Origin of the sequence: Calothrix rhizosoleniae SC01, from assembly GCF_900185595.1 — a bacterium.
Lineage (GTDB): Bacteria > Cyanobacteriota > Cyanobacteriia > Cyanobacteriales > Nostocaceae > Calothrix_A > Calothrix_A rhizosoleniae.
The window spans coordinates 1-9,698 of the sequence record NZ_FYBH01000016.1 but is presented as its reverse complement, the minus strand read 5'-3'; the positions used below and the strand labels follow the sequence as shown (position 1 = coordinate 9,698).

The 9,698-nt window shown below is 40.3% G+C and carries 9 protein-coding genes and 1 pseudogene; 3 read left to right on the top strand and 7 right to left on the bottom strand.

All coding sequences use genetic code 11. The features are described 5' to 3' along the window. Positions 1-574 precede the first annotated feature (574 nt). Positions 575-757, top strand: coding sequence for a hypothetical protein (locus tag CALSC_RS00620; protein ID WP_088239503.1), 183 nt, complete (start codon positions 575-577; stop codon positions 755-757). A gap of 299 nt (positions 758-1,056) precedes the next feature. On the opposite strand, the gene CALSC_RS00615 is transcribed toward CALSC_RS00620, so the two are convergent. The 3 genes from CALSC_RS00615 to CALSC_RS27960 form a co-directional block, all read right to left on the bottom strand. Then, positions 1,057-3,504, bottom strand: coding sequence for a GUN4 domain-containing protein (locus tag CALSC_RS00615; RefSeq protein ID WP_088239502.1), 2,448 nt, complete (start codon positions 3,502-3,504; stop codon positions 1,057-1,059). 86 nt (positions 3,505-3,590) lie between these two features. Next, positions 3,591-3,815: a ribbon-helix-helix domain-containing protein gene (locus CALSC_RS00610; RefSeq protein WP_088239501.1), complete on the bottom strand. Its 225-nt coding sequence runs from the start codon at positions 3,813-3,815 to the stop codon at positions 3,591-3,593. Positions 3,816-3,952: 137 nt separating this feature from the next. Beyond that, entirely contained in the window at positions 3,953-4,213 is a 261-nt protein-coding gene (locus CALSC_RS27960; protein ID WP_327330961.1) for a hypothetical protein, read from the bottom strand. A 276-nt stretch (positions 4,214-4,489) separates the two neighbouring features. Between CALSC_RS27960 and CALSC_RS00600 the strand changes: the two genes are divergently transcribed. Next, positions 4,490-6,100, top strand: a complete 1,611-nt coding sequence (locus tag CALSC_RS00600; RefSeq protein WP_088239500.1) for a glycoside hydrolase family 3 protein — start codon at positions 4,490-4,492, stop codon at positions 6,098-6,100. A 344-nt stretch (positions 6,101-6,444) separates the two neighbouring features. Further along, entirely contained in the window at positions 6,445-6,681 is a 237-nt protein-coding gene (locus CALSC_RS00595; protein ID WP_088239499.1) for a DUF4327 family protein, read from the top strand. A gap of 769 nt (positions 6,682-7,450) precedes the next feature. Here CALSC_RS00595 and CALSC_RS00590 read toward each other — a convergent pair. The 4 genes and pseudogenes from CALSC_RS00590 to CALSC_RS00575 form a co-directional block, all read right to left on the bottom strand. Next, positions 7,451-7,906, bottom strand: a pseudogene (locus CALSC_RS00590) (RNA-guided endonuclease InsQ/TnpB family protein); the annotation flags it as partial. A 371-nt stretch (positions 7,907-8,277) separates the two neighbouring features. After that, positions 8,278-8,697 (bottom strand): 30S ribosome-binding factor RbfA, encoded by a 420-nt coding sequence (rbfA, locus tag CALSC_RS00585; protein ID WP_088239498.1) that lies wholly within the window; start codon positions 8,695-8,697, stop codon positions 8,278-8,280. A gap of 77 nt (positions 8,698-8,774) precedes the next feature. Then, positions 8,775-8,981, bottom strand: coding sequence for a DUF751 family protein (locus CALSC_RS00580; RefSeq protein ID WP_088239497.1), 207 nt, complete (start codon positions 8,979-8,981; stop codon positions 8,775-8,777). Between the two features lie 148 nt (positions 8,982-9,129). After that, on the bottom strand, positions 9,130-9,606 hold the full coding sequence (locus CALSC_RS00575; protein ID WP_088239496.1) for a PD-(D/E)XK nuclease superfamily protein: 477 nt from the start codon (positions 9,604-9,606) through the stop codon (positions 9,130-9,132). Positions 9,607-9,698 lie beyond the last annotated feature (92 nt).

Below are 9,698 nucleotides of genomic sequence, written 5' to 3'. Positions count from 1 at the left end.
GTCTTCTCAACTAGGTGAGAACAATACCAAGCATTAATAACGTGAAATCAGTGCTTTCAGCCCTGTAAGAAGCTGCCGCAGCAGCTGTTTTGATTATTGACAATGGTTGAGAATGAATCATCGATGGTTGGGAGGATTACTGTCACCAAATCGAAAAGTGCAGCACTTGCCCCCTACCCCATAGTATTCACAATTGGGGATTCACTCTAGTGGATTTTTGGACACTTCATCTACTAGTGCTTGAAAAAGCATTCTCACAGCCTTTGCAGCCGTGCGAGATCGCGCTAGTTGAACGGGCTTCCCAACTATTCAAGTAGGCGATCGCGTTCAATTACATTGTCCCTTTATGCCTGATCATCATCCCTTTGGTACGCTTGTATCAATCAGTGGTCAATAGGCTTTTGTAAGGTGGGAACCTCACGGTGGGAGTCATATAAATGTAGAGTTTTTACAACTTGCCCCCCAACTAGAAGCACCACTGGGATTAGTTGGGGGGCACGATGAAACCCTTGATGATGGTTGCCCCCCAACTAAAAACCATGCCCCCCAACACGGATGGATTGAGGAATATCTGATGGTTAAGGGTGATAACAAATATATTTACCTGCGGTATGTGTGGCGGGAAGGGAAGAGAAAGCGGAAAAAATATTTAGGGAATGTGGAGAATCCCAAAGCTAGGGAGAGGGTGGAGATGGTGAGGGATGCGATCGCGTTGGGGAAGTTCCCCCATGAAGTAGTGGAGTTAATTTCAGGTTAAATCCCATAATTACCAACTTGTGAAGTTAAGCGATCGCAATTGTCGAGATGGTGAGGGATGCGATCGCTAAGGAACGCTTACAAAATCGATCGCAATATCGCTGTACCCAATAATCCATTGTTTTACTAGTGACCAAAAAATAAACAGGATACAAGCCCCTCGATTGATCGATGGGGTAACTGATAACTGATGACTGATAACTGATAGGTGCCAGGTATTGAATTAGTGTTAAAAAGCCATGACTTCGTAGAGAAATTACCCAAAACTGAGCTTGACAAATTGCCTGAAGTAATTATATCTTACAGGTTACAATTCTTTGCGCGAGAGAAGAGAATCATATAATAAACTACTATACCAAAGAAATAATCTCTCCAGAATCCACCCAGAATCAAATCGGGAGGCATTAAAATCGGGAGGTGAGCTTTGGGAGCACCATAATCGAAAATCACTTCACCACTCCATCCGACGCGTTTCAGATAATTTACCCATACTTCTTCATTATACCGCTCCGTGCCGCCCAGACTCTCATAAATTTCTTTCTGAACGCTGAAGCAGAATTTACCTTGACTGTTACTCATCCAAAGCTGGTTGATTGTGCGTAAATTTTCACAGGGAAAATTCTCATAGTCTTCTGCTTCTAACCATTGTCCTTCTTCCTTACCTGCCATTTGAATCATCAGGCGATAGGTTTCTTGATTTGCTTGTTCCCATTGTCCATTTTTGAGATAGTTCTCTAACTGTTGATAGAGTGACTTACTAACACTTTTTTCTAGCTGCTGTAACTCCGCTTCTCCATTTTTGAGATAGTTCTCTAACTGTTGATAGAGTGACTTACTAACACTTTTTTGTAGTTGCTGTAACTCCACTTCTCTTTCAGAATCGTTTTTATATCGTGGCGATTCTTTGAGGCATTCATAGGCTAAGTTAATAACTTCTTGTTTTCTGATATTTAAAAAAGCACGAATTAAATTGCTCGGATTGACTTGACCGCAATAGAGTAAAATCGTTTCCTTCCACCAAGAATCTTGCCAATGCTCTAATAATAGTTGTTCTTGCTTTTGCCCTTTTATTTCAGCAGCAGCTAAATAACCTTGAAAGCTTAAATGAGCAAATTCTAAATCCTCATCTCGCTTGACAATCAATTCGCTGACATCCACAATTTGATTCAAAAACTCCGAGACTTTAACAGTATTATCAAAATCTAGGTTTTGCAGGTGATTATCAATCCAAGTTTCTAACTCCCGCCGATTGATGGAGGGCTGGTTAGATACCACCATAGTCAAAGCCACTTTTTGTAAAATCTGTTGACTTTCCGGGAAAGGCACTAACATATCAATGCCTCTAGAACGGGGTCTGTCTTTGAGTTGAAGAGTTAAGATATCTTGATATAATTCGCAACGTCGTTGCGGTAATTGTTGACCTTCGTAACTACGGTGCAAGTTAGCGATCATATTCAACAACAGAGGGTTTTTGGCTAAAACCTCCAGTTCGGGACGTTGTTGAAGTTGTTGTAGGAGATTAGCGACATTGCTGTTAGCTATCTGTTGGACTTCTGGTGTATTTCTACCTGCTCTAGCATAGCGTTCTTGAGTTAGATACCATTTCTCAATAAAGCGTTGTCTCTGGTTGGCATTGAAGGATTTGACATAGAGCTTGCTACTGGGTGAATTGGCTGCGGCATAATCCTTATAACCACCTGGGCGTGAGGTGAGGATAAACACAGATTTTTGATAATTCCCCATATGTTCACCCATCCATATGCTGACATATTTACGCCATTCTGGTTTCACCTCATCAAATCCGTCGAACATCACCAGCATTTTCCCGCCTTGTAGCTGATTTTTAGCCCATTGCGGCGGTAATTTTAAATCAACCCCTTCTGGCAAGCTAGGAATGTGATGTTTTTCAATCAGACTAGGTAAATCTAGATTCTCCTCAGTAGCGATTACTGACTGCCATTTACGCAGGGGTAGTAAGACGGGTAAAAATTGAGGGACTTTGTAGTGGCGATGGCGGTGTTTCGCATAGGTATAGGTAATATGTCGCAGTAATGTAGTTTTTCCGGAGCCACCCCACGCTAAAATTGCCATGCGACTAAAGGCATGATATTGCTTGATTTTCCCTAATAAGTCCCAAATTCTCAGTTCATTTTCTGCTACTGCCCGTATCAGTTCTACATCTTCTTCACGAAAACCAGGGAACATGGGCAATTCTTCCCCACTGACTCCTTTAACAAAAGCACTGCTGAGTTCTAATGGGACAAATACTTCAGATAATAGAGGTACGAATGTGCCGCGACTGTAACCCTCGGTGCGATATTCACGGCAAGCACTTCCCTGACAACGTAGATACTGATCCTCAACTCCCGCCAATTGCCAACGAATTGCTTGATTCACGTCCCCCAACCATGCAGCAAAGGAATTAACATCCTTCTTGCCCCGTTCAGCAGAAATTTCTCTTAACCGTGTCAAAACAGCCTCGGTATAGGCAGCCCAGACTACTGTTACAGCCATCACGGGAAACATTAATACTGCTAGCAGCAATTCACTTTTGAGAAGAAAGTAAACAAATGTCCATCCACTACCTCCTAGAGGCATCCACTGAATGAGTGCTTGGGTAAAACCTTGAACAACTTTGCGAGCTTTAGTCCGCTCACCTGCAAAATCATTTGATGCAGGTTTTGAATCTGCTGGTTTTTCTGGTTTTGAATCCGTTGACTTTTCTTGAGAATCACCTTTTTCACTCACTCCATTTATTCCTCTTTCTGGCAGTGAACAATATTTATGAACAGCTTGAAAATTTATTTTTTAATGGTTAAAAGCCTTATGAGCTATCAGTTATTTGCAATATGCTTATTTACCAAAGCCTGTATTTCTTCTACCTTGGTTTCCAACTGTGACACCTTGCGACTCAGTGGCACATCATCAACACTGCCAAGATAGTAAGCCAAGGCATCAATCATTACCCTGGTCTTAGTGGTGCGGTTTTCCTGGGCGTATTCATTTATCCGCTTTTCCAGTTCTGGGGGAATGCGAATACTGAATTGCAGTACACTCATAGAGATAACTACGTAACTTTACCCTTCAGTGTAGCAACGTAGTTTTGTGGTAGACATTAAGTAAAATTAAAAATAGCGATCACTATGATGTTGAGAATAGCGATCGCTCTACAAAGTGAGACTTAAACAAATAAATTTTAAACTAGTCCACGTACAATTGCATCAGCCATTTTCTCCGCGTCAAATAGGCTCATATCCCGTTTAGAATCGCAAAAACCCCCCTCTATCAGGATTGCAGGCATTACCGTATTCCTCAAAACAATATCTAACCGTATTGTTTTCACTCTAATAATTTTTACTGGCGTGGACCAACTCTTTGAAAAGTAATTTAACAGCCCTAGCCACAACCCCTTACCTCGTTGGCGCAGTCGCCCTTTCAAGTCTAAAGGTTTGGTCAATTATCAACTCCTAACCCGTAACTTTGATAACAATTACCTATAGGGAATCCGCCAACCAATTTACAGACTTAACTAGAAATCGTTTGTTTAAATATGACTATAGGAGCTAGAGAAATAAAGTAGTTGCATATATACTTTTGTTGGTGTTCTTGCAGCTCATAAACTGCTAGTAATGCCATCCAGGGTTAGTTTTCGGCTCACCGGATATGCACAAATATATTAATAGTGTATATGTAGCCATAACTACAAATATCTATCATTGCAACTAAAGTTCCTATGCTACCGGATATAGATAAACTCTCACTTGCTCAACAAGTAGCTCAGATGGTGGTTGTCCGCGCTTCTGGCTACCTGTTCGATCACCAAATTCAATATCCTGCTTGGGAACCACCAGCAAGGGAATTAATACATTGGGTGCAAGATTTGGGAATTGGAGGAGTCATTTTTCTGGGAGCTAGTGCAGGGGAACTGGCGATTCGTATACAACAGTTGCAAAATCAAGCCAACATTCCTTTGTTAATTGCGGCTGATATAGAAGAAGGGGTAGGACAGCGTTTTAGTGGCGCAACTTGGTTCCCTCCCCCAATGGCACTTAGTGCTATTTTTCGCCAAGACCAAAAGTTAGGTGTGCATTATGCCGAAAAAATGGGTGAGCTGACTGCTAAAGAAGCTTTAGCAATTGGCATTAACTGGGTCTTGGCTCCGGTGGTCGATGTAAATAACAATCTTGATAATCCGGTAATTAATGTTCGTGCTTTTGGGGAAAATACGGATGAGGTAAAGGAATTAGCCTGTAGATTTATTCGTGGTGCTAAAAAGTACTCAGTCCTCACGTCAGCCAAGCATTTTCCCGGTCATGGAGATACGGCGATAGATTCCCATTTAGAGTTACCTGTGATTACTCACTCCCAAACCAGGTTAACAGAAGTGGAATTACCTCCCTTCCAAGCTGCCATCGCCTCTGGTGTGGATACGGTAATGACTGCCCATCTATCGATCCCTGTTTGGGATGACCAACTACCCGCAACTCTTTCACCTAAAATTTTGACAGGCAAACTACGGCAGCAATTAGGCTTTTCTGGCTTGATTACCACCGATGCCTTAGTTATGGGTGCGATCGCCAATCGCTATGGTGCTAATCAGGCTCCTGTAATGGCTGTGGAAGCTGGAGTTGATATTTTACTCATGCCTGTAAACCCCGAAGGAGCCATTAGAGCCGTCTGTGAAGCTGTAGAAAATGGCAGAATTGAGCGATCGCGGATTCGGTCATCTGTGGAGCGCATTTGGCAAGCCAAGGCCAAAATTGCCTATAAGAAAACTGAAGTGAGTAATCTAACCTATCATATCGGGAATTTAGAGTCTCGCAACACAGCCAAAGAAATCGTTCAACACAGTTTAATTACCCACGGTTCTTTACCTCTTTCCCCAGCAAAATTCATAAACTTAACAGAAGTTAATAATTCGCCATCAGCAGAAATTCCTACTGGACTACGCAACCTGATTGTAGTTGACGATTCCCTAAACTGCCCTTATATCAACCATCTGGCTCCTGCAATTTGTCTGCCAACTGAGATGGGATATCAGACTCAAATTTGCGATCGCTATCATCCCCATCCCATAGATTTGCCAGACAATTGCCCGACTCTACTACAACTATTTATCCGAGGAAACCCTTTTCGAGGTAGTGCTGGATTAAACCAACCAGCAGAAGAGTTGCTTAAAAAACTATTAATATATCCCTATCTGCAGGGATTAATAGTATACGGTAGCCCTTATGTATGGAACAAATTTATACCATTAATCCAACCAGACACTCCAGGCGTTTTTTCCTATGGACAAATGGCCATAGCCCAAGAAACCGCACTGTTAAATCTATTTGGACGGTAACAATCATTCATTATTAGGTTTTCCTTGACTATAAAATAGTTGCTAAGTACTTTTAACTACGCAAATAGACTGATATGATACAACAAATGCGTTAGGAGATTTCAGTTAAATTCGTTACTTAATCAATTTGTATTTACGGTACTACTTACTAGCAACAACCATAATGTTATCTTATATTGACATTCGCAATATTTCTTTAGATAATTTGAAGTGTGTTAGCGTCAAAATGTAAACAGTTCCGTATACCAAACTACAAAAGACTAGCAACACGTGTGTTTCTTGGGATGTTCGTTCCCAATCAAATTTGGGAACCATATCTACGTATAAATTCGTGAGTAAAAATAATGAGCGCGAATACGGTGTCTACTATCAATTACTTCTCTTTGGACGTGATCCAAGACGAAGCACGCCGACTGGTACAAAAGGGAGTGGTTAGCCGTCAGCAACCAATATATGCCCTTTGTCAGTATATACCAGCGAGGGAATGGGCTTGCATTGAGTGTGAATTAGAGCAATGCGACTTTTTGCTACGGGATCGGATTGCTGATTTAATAGGTCGAGAAAAATGGGAAAATGATTGATGTAAGTTTGACAAATGATTTATTGGGAATGGGAATTAATGTTGTAGGGTATGTAAATTAAACTATTACAGACTTTACAATAAATTATCCCAGGAATAATCTCTGCTAATATTTGTCCGAACTAGAGCAAATTTCGTCAATTTCTCATCAATACAGGAGTATAAGGGATTAAAAGCATGGGGGTTAATTAATTTAACTTGTCCATTTACTATATGTATTGTCAAAGACCTGTAACACTAATCTTTTATCCGTGTTTACCTGTGAGTTTCTGTGATTTAAGTTATGACTAAATAATAAACAGAGCAGTTTTTCTAGGAAATTGTTCTGTTGATTATTTAATCTGTTGTTTAGAAAATCTCACCCACCGTTATAGAACTACCCGCAAGTAATAAGTAATAAGTAATAAGTTTACCTAAACTTCGAGAGAATGCTCCCGTCACAATCTTTGATTTGACGGCGAGATGAATCGAGAGCTAAAAACGAGACACCCCTTAACTGAATCAAACCCTAGGTTTGACAGGGAGAGGGGTAGTTGAAGTTTTAGCAATATCCATAGCATGATTACGTCAGTGAGCTTGGGGTAAAGATGCTAGTATTTGAGGCAAAGCTGGAAGGAACAAAACAGCAGTAGCAATCCCTGGACAATGCCATTAGAACTGCCCGTTTTGTCCGTAATGCTTGCTTGAGATACTGGATGGACAACCGGAATATTGGTAGATACCAATTGAGTGCTTATTGTGCCGTTCTTGCTGCCGACGGTTATGTAGCCGCAATTGTCGCATTTATGAACACGCTCTGCTAATGTCTTCTTACCTGTTTCATGTTGGCAATTAGGATATATTTGGCTTGTCTTTCGTGAGTCTACTTTCTGAAAATAGACACCACGCTTAAAACAAGTTTGTTCAAGGACGTTGAAAAGTTGATCAAAAACCGCATCTAGGCAATGCTTACCAAGCATCCCACGGGAAAGACTAACTAAATTTAACTCCTCTACAAATATTATCCCTACACCCTCACATAACTGATGCGAAAGTTTTCTATGCCAATCCTTACGACAGTTAGTAACGTATTCATGTAATTTTGCAACTTTCTGTTGTGCTTTTAACCAATTGGTTGAGCCTTTGCGCTTTCTACTAACACTCTGTTGTAGCAATTTCAGCTTACGTGAACCATCAACAAAAAACTTGGGACGCTTGACTAAAAGACCGTTAGAAGTCGCAACCATTGAGGTTAAACTTGGTCAGCAGTAGGTTTTAGTTTAAACTCATAGGTGAGTGTAAGTAAGTCGGCACAATAAAACCAAACTATGTGAAGAATAGTAAATAAGCCTAAAACCCTTGTTCCCCCTGCTCCCTGCTCCCTGCCCCCTGCCTTATCCAAACGATAATTTTTTACGCCAACCTACTTAAATGTCATTCTCATCACCTCCTACCACATTAGACGACGTTTTTAATTTTCATTAGAGAAAAAGTTAAATACACTGGGCTTAAAAGCGCACTGCGCCACATCCCATGGCTAAAGCTGATGGGTTTTGCGCTAAATTCTACAAACATTACCATTTTGCTCACGGTTGCCTACATCTCAAAATAGGATAAGCTATGGGGATAATTGCTCATCTTCATCAAATTTTTCCTCACCTTCTAGGGCTGAATCGGTTAGCGATCGCTGATCTTGCAGTTGGTTTAATAAAGACAAAACCTTAGTTCCCTGCTCTATAGAACGATCTTCAATAAAAATCACTTCTGGTGTTCGACGCAAACGTATCCTTGCGCCCAATTCACTGCGGACAAAACCTGTTGCTGATTTTAAACCTGCCATGGTTTCTGTCTTCGCTTCCTCTGTACCATAGATACTGACATATATTTTGGCGTGTTGCAGATCACCGGACACATTTACATAAGTAACACTAACCATACCCATGCCTACTCGGTCATCTTTTATGCCATTGAGTAGCATTTGGCTAACTTCCCGCTTAATTAATTCTGCAACTCGGGAAATGCGGCGATTTGTAGCCATAAAAATCAGCCTCCTAACAGAGGTCTACAAAACAACGAGAGCCAAACTAGAGGAGCAACCCCTGTTATTATCCCAGATTAAATTGTACTCAAACCCAGCATCGCACGGAGAGTTAGAGTTACAAAGACTAAGATACTAGTTAATAAACCCACAAGGGCTACTAAAGTAACCGGACTTTTCACCAAAGAACCTAGTGGAGCAAATGTATTTAATAATACTCCTAACATAGTCGTTACAAAGTAACGAATGTAGCGTAGTACATTATTCCAAAATCCATCAAACATTATTTTTTACGGCTTTTGAATATAAACTATACAATTTTTTTTGTGAATTGTTCCAGTTCACATTGTAATCTATACCCAGACAAATTACTAAACTCAGATTTTTCCATATGATTTGATTGCCATAGGCTAATTTTTGTCGTGAATTGAATTAAAGATTTTTATTTGCCCAAGCGATAAATCTATCTAAACTATTGACTGCAACTAAATTATGATTGCATTCAACTTGATTTTTTAACCAATCAAGTGCTCCCTGTCTCATTCCTGTACCTCCCATGACTACAATTGTAGGAGCAGGATAACAATGCTGAATATTGAGATTTAAATAAGGAAATTTTTCATCAACAGAACCGCCACTTTCCTGGTACTTACATTCAATAATTAAACCAGATGTAAATTTAGGTATACCTACAATATAAAAATCTACATTTAGAGCTGTTTGATAAATACCCATACCAATATCAATTTGTCGTCCGTAGCGTTTGGGTAGTAAAGCCGCATTGCCAATAATTTCTTTCGGCACATGATGTCCGACCTGAAAATAATCATGTTCATTTAATATTGTTTTCACATTAGCTTCTAAAATGCCACCAGACTTATTTGCCTGTGCCCCTTGATTTCTGATCATCTTTGTGAATACCTATGCAAGCTCTGGCTTATTCTAGGATTTCATAAAATTTGCTATTTTGATTGAGTTAGTTAACATCAATTTTTGATAAG